The sequence below is a fragment of the Streptomyces sp. NPDC001220 genome, assembly GCF_053597895.1.
The window spans coordinates 54,707-77,718 of the sequence record NZ_JBSFJE010000008.1 but is presented as its reverse complement, the minus strand read 5'-3'; the positions used below and the strand labels follow the sequence as shown (position 1 = coordinate 77,718).

18 protein-coding genes and 2 pseudogenes are annotated in these 23,012 nt (G+C 68.3%); 11 read left to right on the top strand and 9 right to left on the bottom strand.

Annotated elements, in window-relative coordinates; all coding sequences use genetic code 11:
• Positions 1-81 precede the first annotated feature (81 nt).
• On the bottom strand, positions 82-360 hold the full coding sequence (locus ACWDGI_RS20355; RefSeq protein ID WP_450760860.1) for a hypothetical protein: 279 nt from the start codon (positions 358-360) through the stop codon (positions 82-84).
• Between the two features lie 313 nt (positions 361-673).
• On the opposite strand from ACWDGI_RS20355, the gene ACWDGI_RS20350 reads away from it, so the two are divergent.
• A complete protein-coding gene (locus ACWDGI_RS20350; RefSeq protein WP_450760858.1) occupies positions 674-1,297 on the top strand; it encodes an SMI1/KNR4 family protein in 624 nt (207 codons plus the stop codon).
• A 799-nt stretch (positions 1,298-2,096) separates the two neighbouring features.
• Here the strand turns inward: ACWDGI_RS20350 and ACWDGI_RS20345 are convergent.
• Entirely contained in the window at positions 2,097-3,686 is a 1,590-nt protein-coding gene (locus ACWDGI_RS20345) for a glycoside hydrolase family 32 protein (protein ID WP_450760856.1), read from the bottom strand.
• Between the two features lie 242 nt (positions 3,687-3,928).
• On the opposite strand from ACWDGI_RS20345, the gene ACWDGI_RS20340 reads away from it, so the two are divergent.
• Genes ACWDGI_RS20340 through ACWDGI_RS20325 form a run of 4 tightly spaced genes read left to right on the top strand, consistent with a single transcriptional unit; the run spans position 3,929 to position 8,628 of the window.
• Complete coding sequence (locus ACWDGI_RS20340; RefSeq protein ID WP_450760854.1) at positions 3,929-5,338, top strand: extracellular solute-binding protein; 1,410 nt, start codon at positions 3,929-3,931, stop codon at positions 5,336-5,338.
• A complete protein-coding gene (locus tag ACWDGI_RS20335; RefSeq protein WP_450760852.1) occupies positions 5,335-6,348 on the top strand; it encodes a carbohydrate ABC transporter permease in 1,014 nt (337 codons plus the stop codon). The genes ACWDGI_RS20340 and ACWDGI_RS20335 overlap by 4 nt, the downstream gene beginning before the upstream one ends.
• A 22-nt stretch (positions 6,349-6,370) precedes the next feature.
• A complete protein-coding gene (locus ACWDGI_RS20330) occupies positions 6,371-7,243 on the top strand; it encodes a carbohydrate ABC transporter permease (protein ID WP_450760850.1) in 873 nt (290 codons plus the stop codon).
• The gene (locus ACWDGI_RS20325) at positions 7,240-8,628 is read left to right on the top strand and encodes a glycoside hydrolase family 32 protein (RefSeq protein ID WP_450760848.1); all 1,389 of its coding nucleotides are present in this window, start codon (positions 7,240-7,242) and stop codon (positions 8,626-8,628) included. Before ACWDGI_RS20330 ends, ACWDGI_RS20325 begins: the two co-directional genes overlap by 4 nt.
• Here the strand turns inward: ACWDGI_RS20325 and ACWDGI_RS20320 are convergent.
• Both ACWDGI_RS20320 and ACWDGI_RS20315 read right to left on the bottom strand, forming a co-directional pair.
• On the bottom strand, positions 8,591-9,655 hold the full coding sequence (locus tag ACWDGI_RS20320; protein WP_450761361.1) for a LacI family DNA-binding transcriptional regulator: 1,065 nt from the start codon (positions 9,653-9,655) through the stop codon (positions 8,591-8,593). The two genes, ACWDGI_RS20325 and ACWDGI_RS20320, sit on opposite strands and share 38 nt — an antisense overlap.
• A gap of 296 nt (positions 9,656-9,951) precedes the next feature.
• Positions 9,952-10,152 carry a hypothetical protein gene (locus ACWDGI_RS20315; RefSeq protein ID WP_450760846.1) on the bottom strand — a complete coding sequence of 67 codons (201 nt, stop codon included), beginning with the start codon at positions 10,150-10,152 and terminating at the stop codon, positions 9,952-9,954.
• Between the two features lie 105 nt (positions 10,153-10,257).
• On the opposite strand from ACWDGI_RS20315, the gene ACWDGI_RS20310 reads away from it, so the two are divergent.
• Both ACWDGI_RS20310 and ACWDGI_RS20305 read left to right on the top strand, forming a co-directional pair.
• A complete protein-coding gene (locus ACWDGI_RS20310; protein ID WP_450760844.1) occupies positions 10,258-10,473 on the top strand; it encodes a hypothetical protein in 216 nt (71 codons plus the stop codon).
• 46 nt (positions 10,474-10,519) lie between these two features.
• Positions 10,520-10,787 (top strand): annotated as a pseudogene (locus tag ACWDGI_RS20305) (ATP-binding protein); the annotation flags it as partial.
• Between the two features lie 465 nt (positions 10,788-11,252).
• Here the strand turns inward: ACWDGI_RS20305 and ACWDGI_RS20300 are convergent.
• On the bottom strand, positions 11,253-11,888 hold the full coding sequence (locus ACWDGI_RS20300) for a hypothetical protein (RefSeq protein ID WP_450760842.1): 636 nt from the start codon (positions 11,886-11,888) through the stop codon (positions 11,253-11,255).
• Positions 11,889-12,306: 418 nt separating this feature from the next.
• Positions 12,307-12,873, bottom strand: a complete 567-nt coding sequence (locus ACWDGI_RS20295; protein WP_450761359.1) for an O-methyltransferase — start codon at positions 12,871-12,873, stop codon at positions 12,307-12,309.
• A gap of 149 nt (positions 12,874-13,022) precedes the next feature.
• Here ACWDGI_RS20295 and ACWDGI_RS20290 point away from each other — a divergent pair.
• A pseudogene (locus ACWDGI_RS20290) lies at positions 13,023-13,900 on the top strand (IS5 family transposase); the annotation flags it as partial.
• A 7-nt stretch (positions 13,901-13,907) separates the two neighbouring features.
• Here ACWDGI_RS20290 and ACWDGI_RS20285 read toward each other — a convergent pair.
• On the bottom strand, positions 13,908-14,429 hold the full coding sequence (locus ACWDGI_RS20285; protein WP_450760840.1) for a hypothetical protein: 522 nt from the start codon (positions 14,427-14,429) through the stop codon (positions 13,908-13,910).
• Positions 14,430-14,974: 545 nt separating this feature from the next.
• Here ACWDGI_RS20285 and ACWDGI_RS20280 point away from each other — a divergent pair.
• Entirely contained in the window at positions 14,975-15,520 is a 546-nt protein-coding gene (locus ACWDGI_RS20280) for an SMI1/KNR4 family protein (RefSeq protein WP_450760838.1), read from the top strand.
• Positions 15,521-15,651: 131 nt separating this feature from the next.
• On the opposite strand, the gene ACWDGI_RS20275 is transcribed toward ACWDGI_RS20280, so the two are convergent.
• On the bottom strand, positions 15,652-16,959 hold the full coding sequence (locus tag ACWDGI_RS20275) for a DUF6348 family protein (RefSeq protein ID WP_450760836.1): 1,308 nt from the start codon (positions 16,957-16,959) through the stop codon (positions 15,652-15,654).
• 834 nt (positions 16,960-17,793) lie between these two features.
• Positions 17,794-18,396, bottom strand: coding sequence for a TetR/AcrR family transcriptional regulator (locus tag ACWDGI_RS20270; RefSeq protein WP_450760834.1), 603 nt, complete (start codon positions 18,394-18,396; stop codon positions 17,794-17,796).
• A gap of 196 nt (positions 18,397-18,592) precedes the next feature.
• Between ACWDGI_RS20270 and ACWDGI_RS20265 the strand changes: the two genes are divergently transcribed.
• Both ACWDGI_RS20265 and ACWDGI_RS20260 read left to right on the top strand, forming a co-directional pair.
• Entirely contained in the window at positions 18,593-19,735 is a 1,143-nt protein-coding gene (locus ACWDGI_RS20265) for an FAD-dependent oxidoreductase (protein ID WP_450760832.1), read from the top strand.
• A gap of 381 nt (positions 19,736-20,116) precedes the next feature.
• On the top strand, positions 20,117-22,945 hold the full coding sequence (locus ACWDGI_RS20260; protein WP_450760830.1) for a TIGR03767 family metallophosphoesterase: 2,829 nt from the start codon (positions 20,117-20,119) through the stop codon (positions 22,943-22,945).
• Positions 22,946-23,012: the final 67 nt, after the last annotated feature.

The following is a 23,012-nucleotide window of genomic DNA, read 5'->3' as shown; positions in this document are numbered from 1 at the left end:
CCCCCAGCAACGACGCGGACCCACCATGAGAAACGGTGTCTTGATGGCTGAGCCAAGGTACCTGCTGGGCCGCTGATGCGGTCAGGTGTCGTGATCGGCGGCCTCTTGGAGCAGGTCCATGGCGTGGTTGTGGAAGCGGCGTTCGGCGTCGCGGCACGGGGCGTTGAAGAAGGCGCGTTGGGCTTCGCCAAGATCGCAGTTCAGCAGGCCCATGGTCACGAACACGGCTTCCACTCCGTGACACCCGATGTCCTTGAGGAACTGCTGCAGTACGTCCGTGTCACCGGTTGCCTGCCAGACGGGCCGGGCGGTTTCCTGCATGGCAGCGATACGAGCTGATCGTTCTGCGTCGAAGCCCACTGGACTCACCATCCTGCTTCGGCCCGCAGGCTATCGCCGAGTGGGCGAGGCGTGCAGACGGGGCGGCGCGAGACGCACGGAGGTCGTTCGCGCCGTGAAGTGCCTTGAGTGGATTGGCCGTTGCGTGCTTCCGCGCGCTCCTTCGCATGGTGGTTACGTAATGCGTTTTGTCGAGTGCGGAGGGTAGTGGACGGGTTTCTTGGACTGTCATACGGCGGATCACCCGACCAAGTGACAACATGTGACCACTGGGCACCGTGTTGGGCGTGGGTAATGGCGTACACGATCATCGCCAGGGAGCAGGATGGCATCCATGGCGACGACACTCACCGATGTCTGGGCGCGTATCCGAACGGCTCTGGACGCGAATGCCCCCTCGACGGCGCGTACTGTCCGAACATCGGCGGATATGGATGACATATCTGAGGCTCAGTCCGTGATGGGGCAGACGTTCCCCGATGCGGTGAGGGATCAACTGCTGCTTTTCGACGGGGCGGAGCCGAATCCGGTCACAGGCGTTTTGCTGCCGCCCTTGTACATCCCTGTCGGCCTCCAGCGCATGCAGATGCTGTGGCAGCGCAAGCGTGCCGCCTCAGTAACTCCGACCAGCGGGGAGGAGGGCATAGATGTTTCCGGAGAGCCTTGTCGGGGATTTCATCCGCTCCTGGTACCTATCGGTGACGACACGACGGGAGACCTGCTGGTGGTGGACAACAGGCCCGGCGAGTTGCGCGGGAGTGTTCTGACCTGGAGCAGGGATGACGGCCTCTTCGGCGCACCCATCTGGCGCAGCGTGACCGAAATGTGGGCTGACGTGGCGGGTGCGCTGGAGACCGGATCTGTTCAAGGCGCCGCATGTGACAGCGATCCTCATTTGACCCGCAACGGGTGTGCCGCGGTGTTCACCGCTGATGGAATTCTTGAGTGGGAGTTCTAGTGTCCCGTGATCCAGTTGGGGCCCCTTCCACATGAGGGGCAAGTGGCCGACCGGCCGGTAGCTTTGCGATAGTTCGAAGCAACACGAGTGTGCGCCTTACATTCCGCCAGCGTCATCGTCCTCGTCGGCACGTCCGTCGCGAGGAAGCGGGTCTTCCGCTCGGTGCTGGCTTTCTCGGGCAAAACCCGGGTCCTGCCGATGAGCATGTTGAACTGCTACTGGCAAACCGCGAGTTCAGCGCCTGCGGGTTTCTTAGGGGCATGCGGAAGCCGGCGAGAACACTCTCGTGCCTTGTCCGGCAAGGGCAGGAGTTTCGCAGTGGCCGGCCGACCGAGGGCGGCGAAGAGGTCACGATTGACCGGTGAAGGGTGATGTCGTGCTCGCTGTCGGGGCATATGCCATTGGACGATGCGTAAAGCCTCTTCGTGTGGGCGTGGTCGTCACCGACCACGCCCACACCAAGGTCACCCGTTTCCGGTACCGGATCGGTACTCGGCGGCCTTGCCGACGCACCGTGGCGTCACGCTGTGAGACCTCCTGCTGCTGTCAACAGCGCACTGACTTCGTTTGGGAAGGTGTCAGGTAGTTGACCCCGGCCCGGCGATGCGGGCTTCGAGGTCGGCGACGCGGCGGCCTTGGAAGCGGAGGTTGGAGCGGGCGGCCTTAAGCAGCTCGTCCAGAGCGCGGTTCCGGTGACAAGTTGGCGGACGCGCTGTTTGCGTGTGGTGTCCTGGGCGACTCGTTCCGGTGCTGCCGATCGAGTTCACGCGGAGGGCGTGCACCCGGCCCCTGGCCGGCCTCACACCGAGAACTCGCGTATCACCGTGTTGCGGAACACCGCGCTGCCGCCGATCGTGAACAGTGCCAGCTGGGTGTCCAGCAGGTACGGGAACGCCTGGCTGGTGTGCACGTAGCGGCCGTCGTCGACGAACATCTCCACCGACGTACGGTCCACCAGGATACGCAGCTTCACCGTGCCGGCGGACGGGTCGAACGGGGTATGGCTCTCCTGCCACTTGCCGGACGTGTCGGCGTTGACGGTGTTACGCCTGTTGAGGAAGGCGTAGTCGGCGTAGATCCCGGCATCGATGTGCCGACCACCGCTGGGTGAGCGCCTCAGCTGGAGGCCGGCGCCGGTGAGTTGGGACCAGGTGATCTCGGTCGTCACCTCGTAGGAGATACCGGTGTAGTCGAGCACCTTCGTGCCGTCCACGGTCACGTCGCCCAGGTTCACGGTGCGGGAGACATGCGAGTCGAGGCCGGCGACGGGCTGGGAGGCGAGGTAGTAGGTGTTGTCGGACGCCTTCTTCAGGGTGATCTCGCGGACGATGGAGTCGGTGCCGTTGAAGCCGTCGCAGTCGATGGTGGGGGTGGTGTCGGCGTAGTCCCAGTTGTTCACCCATCCGATCGCGTACCGGGCGGCCGTGTCCACCGCACCGCTCGCGTCCCGCTTCTCGAAGGTGACGGCGCCGTACCAGTCCCAGCCGTGGTCGAGCCACTGCGGCTCACTCGCCTCGGCGGTGAACATGCTGCCGTCGAAGGAACCCGTCCAGTAGGCGTACGTGTTGGGCAGCCCCGAGCTCTTCCCGTTGGCGCTCGCGCCGAGCACCCATTTCACCGTGCCGTCGCCGGCGGTGATGCGGAACAGGTCGGGGCACTCCAGGACGCCGATGCCGTCGTGGACGAAACCGTTCGCGTACGTCCAGGACTTGAGGTCGTCGGAGTGGTAGAAACCGATCTTGTCGTTCTCGGCGAGGGCCATCACCCAGCGGCCCCGGTCCTCGTCGCGGATCACCTTGGGGTCGCGGAAGTCGGCGACGCCGGGGTTGGGCAGGACGGGGTCGGTCCCGTAGTTGTCGAAGGTGAGACCGCCGTCGGTCGAGTAGTACAGGAACTGCTCCTGGTGGTCGGTGCCGCCGCCGGGGGACATGGTGACGATGACGACGACCGCGCCCGCGCCGAATCCGGCCGTGTCGCCGGTGTCGACCACCGCCGAACCCGACCAGAGATCGCCGTTGGGCGTGGTGTCCTTGGGCACGGCGACCCCGTGGTCGGCGAAGGAGACCAGGTCCTTGGTGGTGGCCAGGCGCCACGCGGTGCCGACGACACCGGTGAAATAGTCGGCGTTGTAGAGGTAGTAGTACCGGTACTCGCCGTCGATCCAGACGGGCCGCTGCGGGTCGTTCTTCCACTGGTCGGGGACCGTGAAGTGGTACGCGGCACGGTAACTCGCCCCACTTGCCGCGGACTCGGTCCTGCTCTTGGCCGTGGACCCGGGCTCGGGCTTCGGGGCGGCCGTGGCCGCTGCGGCGGGCAGCAGCGCGGCGGCGGTGCCCGCCGCCGATCCCGCGAACAGTGATCTCCTGGATATCCCCGATGTTCCGGGCATGACGCATCGTTCCTCTCGTGGCGGCCCGTGAGGGCCCATGGCGGCCCATCAGGGCCCGTGGCGGCTCGTCACGCACGCGAGTGCGGCTCACACCGCGAAGGGCGTGAAAAATCGGCTCATGTGAACGAGGACTGTAGACCTAACCCGTTAAAGGTCAAGCGTTCCCGACCCTTGACAGGTCTGCGGCCCGGTTCCCATCATCTGGGGCATCACCCCTGAACTAACACGAGTTAGGCCCGTTGATGACTGACTCGCACATCCCCCGCCGCACGCTGCTGCGGTACGGCGCGTACGGGGCCGGAGCAGCCGCCCTGGCCGCGACCGCCGCGAGCTGGGACCGGCTCACGGGAGCCGACATCCCCGGCCGTGACGACGGCTCCCTCGTCGTCGCCACCCTCGGCTCCGCCTTCGACCCGGCCACCGTCGACGCCCTCACCAAGGGCTTCCACCGGCTCCATCCCGACATCCCGCTGCGGGTGAACGCGGTGCAGGCCGTCGACTGGTCGGACTTCTTCGCGAAGATCCTCACCCAGATCGCCGCGGGCACCGCCCCCGACCTGGTGTATGTGGCCACCGAGGGCGTGCAGTTGTTCGCCCAGAGGCTCGGCGTCCCCCTGGACCGCTGGGTGCGGCGGGACGCGGCCGAGCTGCGTGAGTACTTCGCCGACGTCCACCCCTCGCTGGTGGAGTCGATGATGTACGAGGGGAACCTCTACCAACTGCCGATGGAGTTCAACGCCGCCGACATCTACCTCAACAAGCAGGTGCTGAAGCAGGCGGGCGCGGGTTTCCCGGCGGCCGACTGGAGCCGCGACGACTTCACCGCGCTGCTGCGGGAGATGAAGCGTGCCGGCGACGCGCACTTCACGCCGTACTTCTGGACCAACCGGCTGTGGGGCGGCGTGGTGCCCTGGCTCTTCGCGAACGGCACGAACCTGCTGAAGGAGTCGAAGGCGCCCGGCGGCTCCTGGCTGTGGGACACCTTCTACCCGGCCGCCGACCGGCAGGGGCGCGGCGGGGGCTTCCGCTGGACGACCCCGCAGGCCACCGCCGACCGGGTCGAGGAGGCGTACGACTATCTCGCCTCCCTCGTCCAGGAGAACCTGTGCACCCGGCCCGAGGGCGGCAACGGCAGCAATCTGGTCGGCGTGTTCTCCACCGGCCGCGTCGGCGTCACACCGGCGGGCGGATTCTGGGCGGGCGGCCTGCACCTGGCCGGCATGCGGGCCGCCGACTACGACGTGCAGTACTTCCCGCGCTGGCGCACCCAGCGCCACCAGTTCGGCGCGGCGGGCTACGCGCTGCTGCGCACCTCCAAGAAGCAGGAAGCCGCCTGGGAGTTCATCAAGTACGCGGCCCGCAAGGACACCATGACCCGGCTGTTCCAGAGCAACCAGACCACCCCGGCCCGGCGTTCGATGCTGCACGCCGCACGCTACGCCGAGAGCGGCCCGGCGCACTGGCAGGTCTTCTACGACACCCTCGACCGGTTTCCCGACACCGGCCCGATCCCCGCGCCGCCGCAGGTCGCCGAGGTGACCGACGTCCTGCTCAAGTACACCGGCACCGCGCTGGCCTCGCCGCGTGCGGTGGGTCCCGCGCTGCGCCGGATGCAGGGCGCCCTGGAGCAGGCCATGGAGCGTGAGATATGACGAACACCCAGGTTCCGAACAATCAGGCTCCGGACAACCAGGTTCCGAACGTCCAGGCTCCGAACGCCTCGAACCCGGCCGTACGTTCGCGGCCCGCCACACCCCCACCCGCCGCCGCCGTACGGCCGTCCGTCCGCGACCGCGGCGCCCGGCTGCTGGCCGCGCTGTTCCTGGCGCCCACGGTCGTCGGCATCGTCGTCTTCACGGTCGTGCCGATCATCGGGTCCATCGTGCTGAGCCTGTTCCACTGGAACGTGATCGACCCGCCCCGCTTCGCCGGCGGCGCCAACTACCGCACCACCTTCACGGACTCGACCGTCCTGGTGTCCTTCCGCAACACCCTCCTCTTCATGGTCCTCGCGGTCGCGCTGCAACTGCTGATCGCGCTGTCGCTGGCGCTCGCGCTGAACGGGCGGATGCCTGGGTGGCTGCGGTCGCTGTTCCGTTCGGCGTTCTTCTTCCCGCTGGTACTGTCCGCGGCGTCCATCTCGGTGGTGATGAAGTACCTGTTCAACCAGGACTTCGGGGTGGTGAACTGGCTGATCGGCCTGGTCGGCGTCGCCCCCGTGCCCTGGCTGACCTCGGAGCACGCGGCGATGGCCACGGTGATCCTGGTCTACGTCTGGCAGCAGTTCGGCTTCTCGTTCCTGCTGTTCGTCGGCGGTCTGAACAACATCCCCAAGGAGATCCACGAGGCCGCCGCCCTCGACGGCGCGACCGGCCTGCGCAAGCACCTCGGCATCACGCTGCCGCTGCTGTCGCCGACGCTGCTCGTCGCGTCGGTGGTCGCCATCATCAATGCCCTGCAGGTCTTCGAACAGCCCTACGTCCTCACCGACGGCGGCCCCGGCGACGCCACCCGCACCGTGGTGATGGTGATCTACGAGAGGGCCTTCGAGCAGCTCGACTTCGGCGAGGCATCCGCGGTGGGCACGCTGCTCTTCGTGCTGATCATGGCGGTCACCGCCGTCCAGTTCCGGCTCAGCCGGCGTTTCGTCCACTACCAGTGAGCCGGTGAGCCGCATGAGCGCTATGAGCCAAGCAACCTCGACCTTGAAAGCAACCCCGACCCTGAACCGCGTACGTCATTCACTCACCCCCTGGGCCCGGATCGCCGCACTGACCGTGTGCGCCCTGCTGACACTGGGCCCGGTCGTCTGGACCGTCTCCACCTCCCTGCGCACTCCGGCCCAGTCCTTCGACCTGCCCCCGCAGATCATCCCGACGCACCCGACGACCGCGGCCTACCGCGGGGTCTTCCAGCAGATCGACGTATGGCTGCTCGCCCTGAACTCCACGCTGGTGACGGCACTGATCGCCGTCGGCCAGATGATCACGGCGGGCCTGGCCGGATACGCCTTCGCGCGCCTGGAGTTCCGCTTCAAGAAGCCGCTCTTCGGCCTGGTCCTGGCGACCATGATGGTGCCGTTGCAGGTCACCATCGTGCCGGTGTTCCTGGTGCTGAAGTCGATGGGCCTCACCGACACGCTCCTCGGCCTGATCATCCCGGCCTTCCCGACGGCCTTCGGCACCTTCCTGATGCGCCAGTACTTCCTCGGTATGCCGAAGGATCTGGGTGAGGCGGCCATGCTGGACGGCGCGGGGCCCTGGCGGATCTTCCGTTCGGTGTACGCGCCGCTGGCCGCGCCCGGCCTGGCGATCGTCGGCGTGCTGGCCTTCAACTACCACTGGAACGAGTTCTTCCGCCCGCTGATCCTGGAGACCTCCAGCCAGAACTACACGCTTCCGCTGGGTCTGGTCTCTCTCCAGGGCAACCTCGGCACCGGGTCGATCTCGGTGGTCCTGGCCGGGGTCGTGCTCTCGATGCTCCCCGCCCTCGCCGTGTTCGTCGTCGGCCAGCGCCCTCTGCGCGAGGGCATCACCTCGGCAGGAGTCAACCGTTGAGCCATGACCCCAACGCGCCACGTTTCAGGGTCCGTCCGCCCGTCGGCTGGATCAACGACCCCAATGGGCCGTTCCGTTGGCGGGACCGCTACCACCTCTTCTACCAGCACAACCCCGACGCACCGGTGCACGCGAACGTCCACTGGGGTCATGCCTCCAGCGCCGACCTCGCGCACTGGGAGCACCACCCGATCGCACTCACCCCGACACCCGGCGGCCCCGACGAGGCCGGCTGCTGGTCGGGCTGCGTGACCGACGACGCCGGCACACCGACCGCCGTATACACGGCGGTCGACCATGCCCATGCCGGACTCGGCACCATCTGCCTCGCGCGGGCGGCCGACCCGGACGACGAGCTGCTGACCGAGTGGAAGCCGCTGCCGACACCGGTGGTGGCGGGGCCGCCGCCGGGACTGGACGTGGTGATGTTCCGCGACCCGTTCGTCTTCCGCCACGCGGACCGGCGCTGGGCCCTCGTCGGCGCCGGGCACGCCGACGGCACACCGTCGGTCCTGCTCTACGACTGCGACGACCTGACCGACTGGCGGTTCGCCGGTGTGCTGCTGGACGGCCGGAACCCGGTGGCCGCAAGCGTGTTCGGCGACAAGTCGGTGGGCTGGGAGTGCCCGCACCTGTACCGGACAGCAGGCGGCGACCACGTGCTCCTGGTATCCCTGTGGGACGGAGACCCCTGCTCCACCGGATACCTGACGGGTCGTCTGGAGGCCGAAGGCCAGTCCTTGAGGTTCGTGCCGCGCGCCGGCGGCCGGCTCGACCAGGGGCGGGACTTCTACGCTCCCGCCGTGCTCCAGGAGCCGCACCGCGCGCTGCTGTGGGGCTGGTCGTGGGAGGCCCGCCCGCAAGAGGAGGTGCACCGGGCCGGATGGGCAGGCGTACTCACCGCGCCACGGGTCGTCGACATCCACCCCGACGGTTCACTGCGGGTGAGTCCGGTCCCGGAACTCGACCTGCTGCGCCCGGCCGAGCCGTTCGTCACCGCGCCGGGCCGGGTTCCGCTTCCCCACACGTACGACCTGACGGTCACCGCATGCGAACCGACCACGGTAAGCCTGCTCCGGGACGCGGCGGGCCGGGAGCTGACCGTCCGGGCGGACCCTGCCTCGGGGACCGTCGTCCTCGACCGCAGCGCCTGGCCCCGGACCGGCAGGGAAGGCTCCGCCCCGATCACCGTACACGTGCCGAAGGGGCCGGAACTCACGCTCCGGCTGCTCGTCGACGGCTCGCTCCTCGAACTCTTCGTCGAGGAGCGGGCCATGGTCACCGAGCGTGTCTACCGGCGCCCCGACGACATCGTCGAGCTGGTCGTCGACGGGCCAGGGGCCCGGGTCACCGGATGGGCACCGGACCCACGGAGTCACGGCTGACCACAGGGCAGGCCAGGCGCCGGACGGTCGCGGGCGGCGTACGGCCGGATTCGATGGCGTCCAGGAGCAGCCGGGCCGCCGCCTCGCCCATCGCCCGGTGCGGCAGCGCGACCGAGGTGAGCGGCGGGGTGAGGAACGCGGCCATGTGCTCCTGGTCGTCGTAACCGACCACGGACAGATCGGCGGGCACGTCGATCCCGAGCCGGGTCGCGGCGTGCAGGACACCCGCCGCGACCCGGTCGTTGTAGCACAGGACGCCAGTGGGGCGACGGCTCGGCTCGACCCCGTCGAGCAGGCGCAGCGCCCCCGCGTATCCCGCGGAGATCTCCCCGCCGCCGCGCACGATCCACTCCCTGGGCACGGTGACGCCCTCGGCGCGCAGCGCGTCCCGGAAGCCGCGGGTACGTTCCACCGAGGCGATGTCGTCCAGACCGCCGATCACGGCGAGCCGGCGGTGGCCCGCACCGAGCAGCAGCCGGGCCGCGGTACGGCCACCGGCGCGCTCGGCGGGGACCACTGCAGGCAGGGAGTCGTCGTCGGGCAGGCAGTTGGCCAGCACGGAGTGGGTGCGGTGCAGGCCCTCGGGGACGCGGACCCGGCGCAGTGACATGGCCGCGTAGATGATGCCGTCCACCCGCCGGTCGAGCAGTTCCGCGACGGCCGCGTCCTCCTTGGCCGGGTCACCGCCGGAGTCGACGGTGAGGACGAGATGGTCGCTCTCCCACGCGGTCTCCATGGCGCCGCGCAGCAGCCGACCGGCGAACGGCGACGACGCGATCTCATCGGTGACCAGCCCGATCACGGCCGTACGGCGACGGCGCAGACCGCGGGCCACCGGGTCGGGGCGGTAGCCCAGCCGGGCCGCGGCCTGCCGGATGCGTTCCTGGGTGGCGGGCGAGAGGTTGCCCTCGGCTCGGCCGTTGAACACGAAGGACACCGCGGTGTGCGACACGCCGGCGAGCCGGGCGACGTCCCGTGACGTCGGGCGCCCGGTGCCCGTGCTCCTGCTCTCCTCGGCACCGCCCACGCCGTCCGCCGCCCTCACCCAGCCCGTCCCTGTCGATCACCGTCCACCCTATCCGCGGGGAGCGCCACGGCACACGGGAGATCCTCAGGGCGTCGCGGCTGGGCGTCCGATGTGATCACCGGAGTCCCGGAGGGCGGGGGCCGCTTCGGACTGGGCGTAAGCACGTCATTCGTCGGCGATGGTGACCCACCGGCCCGGTGGGTGGGGGGGGGAGCGCGGACCGGACCGCGCAAGCCGCTCACGACGACCGGGCTGTGGTGGCGAACCTGACTGGCGCCCTTGTCGCAAGGGGGATGTCACACCGCCGGCACGTCCATGCTCGCGGCGCGGGCGGACGCGATGTCCTCGGCCGTGTGGTCGAGGGTGCGGCAATCCTCCGGGGGAAGTCCCAGCCACAGGCCCGCCGGGCGGTAGGCGACGGGTGTGGGTGCGAGGTGCCGTACGGGGTCTTCGAAGTCGAGTGGTGTGGTGGTGCTGAGGGCCTGACTTGTGGTCACTCCGCGTGAGCGCTCACTTCTCAACCGGAACCCACACGATGGCTTCAAGCAGGTAGTGGCTACACTCGCCGACGCCGTGGTCGCGGGCTCGCAGAGTAGAGGGACATGAAGATGCAGAATCCGTTCAGGGATGGCGGTCCGCTCGACATCGCCATGGGACTGCTCGCTCTGCTGTTGTCGATCGCCCTTCTGTGGAAGGGCATACAGATGGCCCAGAACGGGGACTCGTGGTTGTGGCCGCTGACCGCAGGCGTGATGGTCGTCCTCAGTCTGTATGGCCTGTACCGGCGCCGCCGGGCGAGACGCCAGAGCAGTCCGTAGGCGCGGCGCCGCAACCCGGGTCCGGTGTGTTTCCTGGCCACGGCCCTCCTGCGAATGGATCAAGAAGAGCGAACCGCTCTGCCTGATCGGGGACCCCGGAACCGGTAAGTCTCACCTGCTGGTCGTGCTGGGCACCGAGGCCGCCATGGCCGGCTTTCGTGGCCGTCAAGCTCGTCAAGGTGTTGGTCGAGGCCGCCGACGAACGCCAGCTGACCAAGACCATCGCCCGGTACGGCCGTGTGGATCTCCTAGCGATCGACGAGCGCGGAAACATGAAACTCGACCGCTTCGGCGCCGAACTACTGTTCCTGGTCACTCACCTTCGGCGACGACATCATCGAGACCGGCACCGACTAATACCGCCTCGCGCACGCCGAAGCCCAGCAGGGCAGCGGCTGACCGGTGACCGGTAGCGGCGTCAACCGAGCACGAACGACGCCCGTTGCTGCCACCGCAATCCGTCATGGACCATGAGATCAACCGCCGACACGCGGGCGGTGACAGGAAGCATGCCGCGAAGGTCGAACTCGGTCACAGGTGGCGCAGTCGATGTGGCTCTCTTCGAGGAATGGGAAGAGCACGGTGACGTGAGCCGGTACACCTGCACGAGCCGAGGCATCCAGCCGGTCACTCCGTGCGCGAACAACAGGTTCCCCTCAGGAACCCTCACGATCAGTCCCGACTGCCCTGTCCGCAATTCGCTGGAATCGTCACCCGCCATCGGACATGTCTATCAGCGGGCCCAGAGGACAGCGACCGACTATCGCCGCGACCAGTTGTCAGGCGGATTCCTGCGGGATCTGCTCGTCGTGACTCGCCGGTTCGGAGGCTTCGGCCGATTGGGGGGTGGTGTAGAAGACGGACCTGCCCTGCACGGTGCGCTGGGCCTGGCTCTTGGCCACGAGTCCTTCGAGCGTGGTGCGTACGACGGTTGTCTTGATGGCGCGCTCGGGGTGCTGCTGTGTCAGGGCGGTGGTGATTTCGGCGGCGGAGCGGGGTTCACTCTGGCGTGCCAGGTGTTCGTGAACGAGTTCGACGAGCGTGGGTGTGGCCGAGGATGCGGCGGGTGCCTGGGCTGACTTCTTCTCGCTGGCCCGCTTGCGGGCGGTGGCGACGGGTTTCCCGGCCTTCTTCTGCTTGGGCGCGTCCGATGTCCCGGCTGTCTTGTTGCGGGGAGCGGGCACGGCTGCGACGGGCTGGGCCGCGGGCGCGTCGTGGGCTGCTGGGATGCCGAGGGCCTGTTGGATGTTCACCAGCACGGTGTGGTCGTTTCGCAGAGCAGCCAACTGGGCCTGGAGTGCTTCGATTTCACTGTTGAGGCGGTCTTGTTCTTTGAGGTTGTGCTCGAGGTCGCCGGCTACCTGTGCGCTGTACTGGGAGGTCAACTCTGTGGCGCGGGGTGTGGTGTCGGACATGATGCTTGCACCCTTTCTTGATGCTGCGGCTGAACGGTAGTGGGCTCGCGGTGCGCGCATTCGCCCGCAGGTGTTCGTCCGCCTGCCGTTGTGTACAGGAGCAGTTACTGTCGCACAGTGTGCCGTAGCGAGAGTACGGAAGACACCTGTGTCGTTCTCCGGAGTGAGAGTTGCCCGAGTGGGTGGTCGTGATCAAACTCTTTTCCTCGGGCTTATGTCGTTGCCATCTTGACCTTGAAATCGCGCAGGGCTCGGACACGACTGCGGTCCTGGAGCGGCTGCGGCTTCTGACCTTCTTGGTCGGTCAGTCTGCGCACCCGCACAGGATCGGCCACCACACTTCCACCGGTCGGATCGGACGTCATCGCACATCCACCCACCCCAATTACCGGCCCGGTCAACCAATGCGGTCAGCGCACTACAGGCGGCGGGCGGCAACAACCGCGGAACTGAACGGTGTTGTGAGTACTTCAGTGGCCTCCAGGGAGGGATGAGTGAGGAAGAACAGTTGGAGTTCATCCACTTCGCCGCCGAAACGAGGCGGCCAATGGGGTGAGGGGGTGAAGTCGTCCAACACGAGAAGGCCCCCGGGGGCAAGCAGTTCGATGACCCCTTCGGGGTCGTCACGCTTGCCTCCACCATCGCAGAAGAAGACGTCGAAGGGGGCGTGCTGTTCAAGCAGCCGCCAATCCCCGGTGAGAACGCTGACACGTTCGTCGTCCGCGAAGACGCCGGCCGCTCGACGGGCCAGGTCTTCCTCACGCTCCACGGTGACCAGGCGGGCACCTGCGCCGAGGCCACTGTGCAACCACGCAGTGCCCACTCCCGAGCCAGTGCCGCTCTCCGCGAGGACCCCGTGAGGCTTCGCGGCAGCGGCCAGAGCGAGCAGCCGGCCAACCTCCCGGATGCAACTCTTCTTGAATCCCGCCTCGACGGCGACACGCTCCGCGGCCACCACGCGAGGCGGAACCGTATGCTCTGTCATGATCACGAATCCCCCTTCGCCGACACATGAGGCTATCCGCCAGCAGGAGCTTCCACGCGTAGCTCCGCTCCGGCCCCAGCAAACCTCTCCGGTCACAGCACCAGGCTGTGCATCGAAAGTGGATCTTGGTCTGTGAATGATCACGGTTCATGGGGCGGGGAGATCTCACGGACGAGCAGTGGGCGGTGCTGGAGCCACTGTTGCCGAAGGGTGCCAGGCCGGGGCGGTCGCCCGTCTGGACTCGGCGGCAGCTGATCGACGGCATACGGTTCCGGGGCCGTACGGGTGTTCCGTGGCGGGATATACCTGTCGAGTACGGGCCGTGGGGTCGGGTGTATGACCTGTTCCGCCGATGGCAGCGGAGCGGTACCTGGCACCAAATTTTCACCAGGATCCAGTCTCTGGCCGATGCGAAGGGTGCGGTCACGTGGGATCTGAGCGTCGATTCCACGGTCTGCCCCGCCCACCAGCATGCGGCCGGGGCCCGCAAGCAGGGCGACCTGCAGACGGAACCACCGGGTGGTGTGTTCACCGAGCCCCGTGATCACGGGCTAGGAAGGTCGCGCGGCGGGTTCACCACCAAGCTGCACCTGGCCGTCGAGCAAGGTCAGAGGCCCGTGTCGATCGTGGACCCGCAGGACAGCGTGGAGACTCGCCGGAGTTCGAGCCAGTGCTGTAAAAGGTTCGCGTGCCCCGACTCGGGTCGGGCAGGCCACGCGTCCGCCCTGATCGCGTACGGGCCGACAGGGCATACGCCTCCCGGAAGAACCGCGTCTACCTGCGCCGCCGCGGGATCCGCTGCACAGTCCCGGACAAGGCCGACCAGGCACGCAATCGCCAAAAGCTCGGCTCCCGCGGCGGCCGACCGCCGCGCTTCGACCCGGCCGACTACCGCGCGCGCCATGCGGTCGAGTGCGGGATCAACCGACTCAAGAGACACCGCGCTGTCGCCACGCGCTACGAAAAGCTCGCCGTTCGCTACGAGGCGACCGTCCTCGTCGCTGCCCTCAACGAGTGGCTACGACCCTCGACCGTCACGCGGTCGGATCCACGTTCCACGCCGGGGGAAGATCGCCGCCGCAGAAGACGCAGACGAAGTCGTCCTCGCGCACGATGTTGTGCTCCTGGCAGTCAGGGCACCGCCGGAACACCACCTCGTGGGTGAAGCCGGAGGGTCGCCGGAGCTCTACCGCGTCCAGAGCGCGGGCAACCTCCGCCCAGGAGGCGACGTCCGGGCAATAGCCGGTGGACTGGTTACTGACCTCGCTCACGGTCCACCGGTCCGCCTCGCGCATGAAGCTGATCTCACCGGCACTCAGAACGACGTCTCCGCCGGCACAGGCCACGTGCTCGCTTCGCCGCGGCGCCAGCCGAAGCACACCATCCATACCGACCACGAAGGTGAACGGTTCGGCCAGCTCCACCGCCGATTGCTCCACGATCCAGACACCGAAGTCAGCCGCCGAACCGATCCGACGCCCGCCGCCGCCAGGCCGGACCGCAGCCTTCAGCTCGACCAGTCCGACATATCGATAACTCCGCCCCCGCCCACTCACGTCAGTCAACCTAGACCACTTCCGACACACGCCCCAGTTGTGCCTGTGTACGCCAGGACGGGGGAGCGGGGTGGGGATGGGTGACGGCGCAGACAGCGGCCCGGTCGGGGTGAGCCGCGCCCAATAGCCAGTGCTTCGCCTTTTCGCCACGTTGGAGTAGTGCGTACTGCACGGCGTCGACGGCGAGTTCGGCTGCGGTACTGAACGCCGGACTGCGCTACGAGGGCCGCGAACTCTGCGGCTGCGGCAGGGAGCCCAAGTTCCGCCCCCGGACCCGAGCCCAACTGCGAGCATGTCGAATCGCGGCAGCCCGAGCCGGCATTCCCCTCGCCGACATGCTGGGATACACAGATCCACCAGCCTCCACATGACGTGATCGAGTGTGCAGGCGACACATGATCTGCCACCCCGTCCCACATGGTCTTTCACGCAACTGCGGCCATGGCCACGCAATTCCCCAACGGCTGCGTCAACTTCTCCACCCGAACGTTCGGGCCTGACGCCCTCACAGCGGCTCTGCCAGCCTCTTCTGCCAGCATGCTGCCATGACTACCACTTCACCTGATCAACGCCCTGATGAGGCCACACTGGAGTTCCTGCGCTCCGTGTTCGAGCCAGAGTGGCGCGAGCCGGCACTCGGAGACGATGCCGTCTCGGTGTGGGAATCCGAGAACAGCGTCGCCCTCCCGGAGCCGTACCGGAGCCTGATCTCCCAGATCACCAATGGGTCATCGCTCGGGCCACCGGAAGACGGTGGCCTCCTACCCCTCGGCTGGCTTCCCCCGGACTGGCCCGGCCAGGTAGACCGGGATCCCGCCACCCCGTTCCCGCTCCAGGACACCTGGGCCTGGGAAGGCGAACCCCTCGCCGAAGACCACCACGAACGCGTCGCCGCCGTCTACAACCACGGTTCTGTTGTGCTCGGCACCGACGATGGACTCTCCTACTGGGTTCTCGTCGTGACCGGTCCCGAACGGGGCAAGGTCTGGCTCGTGACCGACGTCGGCGCGTACCCGTACCCCCTGCCGAAAGCGCTCGGCTTCCTGGCGTGGGTGCAGCGCTGGCAGGCCGGCGACGGCTGGTGGGACTGACGGTAACCCGCACGGAGCCCGGTGCACTACAGGGAGCCGGGTGCGAACGCTTGAGTGGGGGAGCTGACGCTGCCGCCCCGTCCTAGTGGGTCGAGCTCCGCGCCTTCGGGTCCGCGTCCCCTGCCGACACCTCAGCTCGACGGCGAGCGGGTGAAGCGGTCGCCGAGGACGAGGGCTGCGGGCCAGGTCTCGCTCAGTACCTTGCTGAGCAGGGGGTGGCTGGACTCCAGAACCTCGCTGAGGCGGACCGAGCCGTCCTCGTTGATCCGTTGGCCGCCGAGGACGACGGGGGCGCGCAGGACCTCCTCGCCCCACGGGCCGATGGCGTTGCACAGCAGGCCTTCGAAACGGTGGCCGGCCAGGTTGTCGTTGTGGACCCGCTGCACGAAGTCGTCGATCACGGCCGCCTGGAGGTAGACCCAGGCGAGGTAGATCACCGTGCGTCCGTCGTCCAGCCGGATCGGGAGGCGGACCTTGAGGAAGTTGCCGGCGCCCTCCGCGATGATGATCGCGCCCGTATCGGACTTCACCAGGCGTTGGCGCTCCTCCTCCGTGAACTCGGCGAGCAGGTGGGGCAGGGCCAGATCGAAGCCGGGGTGCTCCGGGTCGAGGTGGCCGCCGCAGTCGCAGGCGGCATGGTGGGCGTGGGCATTTGGTTGCACGGAGGTGGCAACGAGATTGAGCTGGGCCGTCGGGGAGCTCGGCTCGCCCCCGCCCGCCGGTAGCGGAAGCAGCAGTGCATAGAACCGCACTGCCGTGAACGTCGTTGGCTCGGGCAGTTCGAGCGCTGCCATCGCTGCCGAAGCGGCCTCGTGGCGCTCACCGTTGACGCGGATCTCGGCCTGCATCGCGCCGGGGCTACCGCCGTAGAAGACCTTGATGCCGTTGAAGAAGGGCGATTCCAGGTCCGTGGTGAACGAGTCCGCGATCCGGTGCAGCACGTTCGCTTCAAGCAGCGCGCCCTGCAGCCGCCGGTTCTCGTCGACGTCGCGTCCGAGGCCGACCGCGCCGGACGTGATCACGTGCCAGCCGGGCACGCCGCGCTCGTCGTCGGGGCCTGCGTGGTCCGCGAAGTGCTCGCCTCGGTCAAGGAGTTCCAGCAGGCAGGCGCCTGCCGTCTGCACCCACGAGTTCGCTGCGTCCTGTGGATCGGCGGACATCGAAACGACGCAGTCCATGAAGCACGGCACGTCCGGCTGGAGGCTGACGTCCGGTAGCGCGACGAGGTCGTAGTGGCGGCCGCCCCCGTGGTGCGGCGGGGCTACAGCCACGGCCCAACCTTGTGGGCTGATCAACGAGTTCCCCTTGAGCTGGGCTCCCTGCGTCACACCGGGCGCTAACTCTTCGAGCCCGGCCCTCACCAGGGCGAGGGACTCCAGGTCGGGCAGCCGGTTGGCCGGCGGCTCCTCCTTGCGCGTGCGACGTCGTATCCAGGACACCCGTGGATGGTACTGAGCCCAGCCGACCGGGCAGCGCTCGGGCTGGGGGCTCCGGAGGTGCCAGGTGCCTGGACCAGTCCTGGAAGTGTTCACTGCCCGGCTGCGGATCCTGTTTCAGCTTCCTGACCGCAGTGCGCGGCGGGACGAGATCGAGTCGCCGCGATCGTGTCTGATCAGATGCTGACCTGTTGGGTCGCCGGACTGAAGGATGGCCGGCTGCCCGGGCGCCCCAGGAGTGGCAGCGACCGGATTTCTGGAAGGACTCCTTCGACCGTGTGCCGGACGCGGTCGCCGATTGTGACCGGCTGAAGGCCCACATCATCGCGGAGGCGTGATCGCCTAGGGTACGTAGCGGGCGGCGATCAGCTTGCTCAGGGAGTGCCCGGCCTGGACGACGGGCCAGTGATCGGTCAGCCGGTCGAGTACCGCGGTCAGTACCTTGCTGGTGCTGTCGCGGGCCCGCGGGTCTGGTGCTGTCGCGGGCCCGCGGGCGAGTCGCTCCCGCTCTCGTTCTCGCGCTCGCCCTCGCCACTTCGGTCGTGGGAGCAGACCCGGCCCTGCGCGCATCTCGTCTGTGTGTCAGTCAGGCTGTCCACGGCATTTCCCAGGCCGGCCATCAGTGCGACGACCGGCCGTGCGGCGCCGGTTTGCCGAAGCAGGACACGTTCACCGACCGGTCGCCGACCTTGATGTGCCAGGTACCGGTGACGGATTGCCGTCGTGCTGGGCGCTGTGGCCGCCGTGGCCGCCGTGGCCAGTTCCGGGCCTGGGCTGCCGGGGCGGCTCTGCTCTGCTGCGGCCGTCGCCGGTTCCGCCGTCGCCGGTTCCGTTGCCTCATGTACCTCCGGGGGTGTCGTCGCTGTCGGGCGGCTGCCAGCCGTTGGTGAGGATGTCGAAGACTTCCTCGACGGCCGCTCTGTGGTCCTTCTGGCGTTGGGCCAGGGCGGGGACCTCCAGGACGAATCGGGCCAGGGCGGCGCAGGCGAGATTGCCGTGATCAACGCCGTACTCGTCGGCAATGGCCGCGCTGAGGGTGTCGGTGTGCCGGGTCCACATGCGCTCGGCGTAGGCGCGTAGCGCAGGGGTGGTGTTGACCAGGCGTGTGAACTCCGCTCGCTGAGGGTGTGCGGCGATCGGCAGCCAGGTGGCGAGAACGTGCTCGCGCAGGGCGACGAGGACGCTCTGACCCGCGGGCCGTTCTCGCACGGCCGCGGCCAGGTGGGCGTCCGTGCTCTCTTCCTGGTCGAACACCAGGGCTTCTTTGCCGGTGAAGTGCTTGAACACCGTGGCAGTCGACACGTCCGCGGTTTCGGCGATGTCTTTGATGCTCACGTGGTCGTAGCCGTGCTCCAGGAAGAGTCGGAGTGCGGCGTCGGCGATCGCCTGCCGGGTGGCGGCCTTCTTGCGCTCTCGGCGGCTGACAACGGGCTCGGTCATGCCGTGAGCCTATCCGAAGGTGCCACTCGAATAAGAGTTGTCACATTCTACTTTTCTGCGTACTCTACTTTTAGAAGCTGACGAGTAGACGCCGTCCCGCAGCTTCTCGGGCCGCGCGGACAAGACACCGCGGCCCGGCCGCGGCAACGCCACTCCGGCCGCGACGCCCAGCCATCCCGCAGCGAAGGACGAACCCATGACTTCTCCTCACCCCACTCGCGCCCGCATCAGCATCATCGGAGCCGGACCCGGCGGGCTGACCTGCGCCCGCGTCCTTCAGCGACACGGCATCGCGGTCACCGTCTTCGACCGCGACGCCGGCCCCGACGCACGCGACCAGGGCGGCACCCTGGACCTGCACGCCGACAACGGCCAGATCGCCCTGCGTGAAGCCGGCCTGCTCGACGAGTTCTTCGAGCTGGCCCGCCCCGAAGGGCAGGAGATGCGACAGATGGACCTGACAGGCGTGATCACCTCGCACCAGATCCCCAGGCCCGACGAGCTGTTCAAGCCGGAAATCGACCGCGGCCGGCTACGCGACCTGCTGCTCGGCTCCCTCCAGCCCGGCACGGTGCGCTGGGGCCACGGCCTCGATCGCGTCGGCGGACCCGCCCAGGGGCCGCGCCTGCTGCACTTCACCGACGGCACCACCGTCGAGTCCGACCTGGTCATCGGGGCCGACGGCGCCTTCTCCCGTGTGCGACCGGCTCTTTCGCCGGCCGTCCCCGAATACACCGGGGTCAGCTTCCTGGAAGCGTGGTTCTCCGACGTCGAAGCACGTCACCCCGACATTGCCGAACTGGTCGGTCAGGGCGGCGCGCACGCCGCGGACGGCGAGCGCGGCATCTTCGCCCAGCGCAACGGCAACGACCACATCCGCGTCTACCTGATCCAGCGCATCCCGGCCGACTGGATCGCCGCGAGCGGCCTGCCGCCCCGGGACACCGGTGCCATCCGCGCCCGGCTCCTGGAGCACTACGCCCACTGGTCACCCCGCATGAAGCAGCTGATCACCGACAACGACGGCCCCTACGTGGACCGTCCGATCTTCGCCCTCCCCGTGCCGCACTCCTGGGAGCACAACGCGACGGTGACCCTGCTCGGCGACGCCGCCCACCTCATGCCGCCGTTGGGTGTCGGCGTCAACCTCGCCATGCTCGACGCGAGCGACCTCGCCCTGTCCCTGGCGAACGCGGCGACAGTCGAAGACGCCCTCCACGCCTACGAGAAGACGATGCTGCCCCGGTCCGCCGAGACGGCCCAAGCCCTCGAGGGCGGCGCTGAGCACCTGTTGGTCACCGAGCTCCCCGACTTCGGTGACGGCGACCCCCAGCACTGAGCCCGGAGCGGCCGACTGAACCGGCCAGGGCGGGGATGGCTGGGGCCGGCCTCAGGCACGCGGCGCGACCTGGCCCTTGTCCCGCACTCGGGGGTGCCCCCATGGGTGCGAGTGGGGCGCGGACCACCAGGCGGACCGGCTGCACAAGGCGTCGTCGGGGTGGTCCTGCCCGAGGGCCGGCACGGCGGGGTGTGCGGGTCGGTGCCGATGAGGCCGAGATCTGCGGCATCGGCGTAGGCATCGACGTCGGGTGACAGGGTGACACCTCCCACGCCGGACCGCGCCCGTGGAACGAGGTGGAACGGAATGGAACGCCGTAAGGGGAGACGAGGTTGGACCATTTCTGGGAGACATGGCGTGGGTATCTCGCGAAGAATGCTATTGACGACGACCGGAGCGGGCGTGGTGGCGGCAGCCATCGACGCGGGTGGTTTCCGCGCTGCCGCCGAAGCCGCGACCTCGGTCGCGACCGGCAAGGCGGCGGCCGCCTCCCCGTCGGACGTGCAGGTGGTCACCACGTGGGACCAGACGGTGCAGCGGGCGAGTTACGCCCAAGGGGCGGGGTACCAGCGGCTCGTCGCGGGGCCGGGGGAGCCGCACACCATCCGCACCGACCTCTGGTCCCGCTTCGGCCCTCCGACGATGGCGCTGGCGGCGTTCGCGCAGATGACCGACCTGCACATCGTGGACGACCAGTCGCCGGCGCGCCTCGAGTTCATGGACCGCTACGCGGACGCCGGCGCCCCGCACTACGGTTCGTACCCCACCGATTCGGCGTATCGGGGTCACGAGTTCCTCTCCACCCAGGTCGTCGACGCGATGTGCCAGGCCATCGCCGGGATCGGCAAAGGCCCGCGGAGCAAGAAGCCGCTGCAGTTCACCATCGTCACAGGCGACGCGATCGACAACTGCCAGCACAACGAGAACCGCTGGTACATCGACCTGCTCGACGGCGGCCAGACCATCGTCCCGGACTCCGGCCAGCTCGGACTGGACCAGAGCTTCTCCAGCGGCGCCCTGACCAGCGGTGGCACCGCGGACAACCACTACTACTACCCGTCGGTGCCCCCGCAGCAGGTGCCGGGCAACCAGTACACCGGCACGTCGGGGCTCGGATTTCCCTATGTTCCGGGCCTGCTGGATGCGAGCGGAGTGGTGGGCGCGGCCCGCCGGCCGTTCGTCTCCCACGGCCTGGGCATGCCCTGGTACGCGGCGTACGGCAACCACGACGGGCTGTGGCAGGGCAACGAGCCCATCGACAACAACCTCGTCGATGTACAGGGCATGACAGTCGGCTCGTCCAAGACCACCGGCACCTCCGCCGACCTGCCCGACAATTACAGCGACCTCGGCACCTTCGGCAAGCTGATGGTCGCCTGGGACCTCGAGGGAACCCGGGTCGCCGCGGACCCCAACCGGCGGCTGCTCACCCGCAAGGCGTTCATCCAGGACCACTTCAACACCGCCGGCCTGCCGGTCGGGCACGGGTTCCAGGGCGTCGGGACCGACAAGGCCTACTACGCGATCCCGTCCGGTTCCGGCGACCTGATCCGCTACATCACCCTGGACTCCACCAACACCAACACCGACGGCTTCGGCTCCGGTGCCGCGGGCGGGTCCATCGACACCGACCAGCTCAACTGGCTGGAACAGCAGCTCAGGGCCAACAGCTCGCGCTACATCGACACCGACAACCGCATCGTCACGCAGAGCGGTGTGCAGGACAAGATGTACGTCCTGTTCTGCCACCACACGCTCAACACCATGGACAACCTCGACGACGGCATCTTCGGCGGCATCTTCGGGGACCGGCACACCGGGGACGAACTCAAGTCACTGCTGCTGCGCTACCCGAACGTGATCGCCATGGTCAACGGGCACACCCACGCCAACAAGATCGTCCCGCATCCGACACCGGCCTCCAGCCCGATCTCCGGCGGCTTCTGGGAGATCTCCACGGCCTCGCACATCGACTGGCCGATCCAGAGCCGCATCATCGAGATCATGGCGAGTCCCGACGCGCAGAACGCGGGCGAGTTCGGCTCCTCCGCCGGGCCCGCCACCCTCTCGATCTTCACCACCATGGTCGACCCCGCCGCGCCACTCTCCTTCGGCGGTGACACCAGCACCCCCGCGCAACTCGCCTCCCTGGCACGGGAGCTGGCCACCAACGACCCGCAGGAGGTGAGCCACGGCATCACCAACCGCATGGGCGTGAGCCAGGACCGCAACACCCAACTCCTCCTGCCGGCCCCCTTCCCGCTGCACGCGCCACTCCCGTTCGGCTCCCCGATCGCCACGGCCCGCAACAAGGACGGGCGGCTGGAGCTGTTCGGCACGGACGCGCAGGGCAATCTGTGGAACACCAGCCAGCAGACCGTGGGCGGCAACCTCCAGTCCTGGACGAAGCTCGCCACCGGTCCGGGGTGGCGGTGCGTCACCGCCGGCAGTCACCAGGACGGCCGGGTCGAGGTGTTCGCCATCGACCAGAACGGCTTCGTGAACCGTCGCGCGCAGACCGGCGTGGGCAGCAGCACCTACACGGCGGCCCAGGTGTTCGACTCCGCCTTCACCTCGGTGACCGCCGTCCAGGACCAGTGGGGCGGCATGCAGGTCTACGCGACCCGCAACGACAACACCATCCGCCACCGCTGGCAGGACTTCCTCAACGACGACACCCCCTCGAACGGCTGGTTCACGCCCTGGACCCAGCTCGGCGGCAGCGCGATCCAGCTCGCCGTCGAGACGGGCTCCGATGGCCGCGCCGTGCTGGTCGCCATCAAGGAGGACGGCCTCCTCGTCCAGCGCAAGATGAACGTCGCCAACGCGCAGACGGAGAGCGAGTGGGGCGGGGTGTTCCCGGTCGACGGCATCCTCGACTCCATCGACATGGCCCGCAACCTCGACGGTCGCCTGGCGATCTTCGGCACCAATCCCGACGGGATGCTCTGGCGCCGCTTCGAGACCGCCCCCGCCGCCGGCACCTGGCAGCCCTGGGCCCAGATATCGACCCAATACGGCGGCACCACACTGCGGATGCGCCACGTCGCCGCCGAGCGCAACGGGGCCGCGAAGATCGAGCTGTTCGCCGTCGACGAAACGGGCACGCTCTACCACTGCACGCAGACCGACCCCAGCAGCACCGGCTGGTCGGCCTGGGAGTCCTGCCAGTTCCAGCTACGTTCCACCCACAGCATCATCGGGCTGTGACCGGCCCCGCGACACCTGAACCGCCCCGCTCCTCCGCCTGAACACAGGTGCCGGCCCCGCCCGCCCA

What these genes read in the sequence shown, in the direction of transcription:
- ACWDGI_RS20350 (WP_450760858.1), top strand. Translation starts at nt 674, where the DNA reads ATGGCGACGACACTCACCGATGTCTGGGCGCGTATCCGAACGGCTCTG.
- ACWDGI_RS20345 (WP_450760856.1), bottom strand. Translation starts at nt 3,686, where the DNA reads ATGCCCGGAACATCGGGGATATCCAGGAGATCACTGTTCGCGGGATCG.
- ACWDGI_RS20340 (WP_450760854.1), top strand. Translation starts at nt 3,929, where the DNA reads ATGACTGACTCGCACATCCCCCGCCGCACGCTGCTGCGGTACGGCGCG.
- ACWDGI_RS20335 (WP_450760852.1), top strand. Translation starts at nt 5,335, where the DNA reads ATGACGAACACCCAGGTTCCGAACAATCAGGCTCCGGACAACCAGGTT.
- ACWDGI_RS20330 (WP_450760850.1), top strand. Translation starts at nt 6,371, where the DNA reads ATGAGCCAAGCAACCTCGACCTTGAAAGCAACCCCGACCCTGAACCGC.
- ACWDGI_RS20310 (WP_450760844.1), top strand. Translation starts at nt 10,258, where the DNA reads ATGAAGATGCAGAATCCGTTCAGGGATGGCGGTCCGCTCGACATCGCC.
- ACWDGI_RS20300 (WP_450760842.1), bottom strand. Translation starts at nt 11,888, where the DNA reads ATGTCCGACACCACACCCCGCGCCACAGAGTTGACCTCCCAGTACAGC.
- ACWDGI_RS20295 (WP_450761359.1), bottom strand. Translation starts at nt 12,873, where the DNA reads ATGACAGAGCATACGGTTCCGCCTCGCGTGGTGGCCGCGGAGCGTGTC.
- ACWDGI_RS20280 (WP_450760838.1), top strand. Translation starts at nt 14,975, where the DNA reads ATGACTACCACTTCACCTGATCAACGCCCTGATGAGGCCACACTGGAG.
- ACWDGI_RS20270 (WP_450760834.1), bottom strand. Translation starts at nt 18,396, where the DNA reads ATGACCGAGCCCGTTGTCAGCCGCCGAGAGCGCAAGAAGGCCGCCACC.
- ACWDGI_RS20265 (WP_450760832.1), top strand. Translation starts at nt 18,593, where the DNA reads ATGACTTCTCCTCACCCCACTCGCGCCCGCATCAGCATCATCGGAGCC.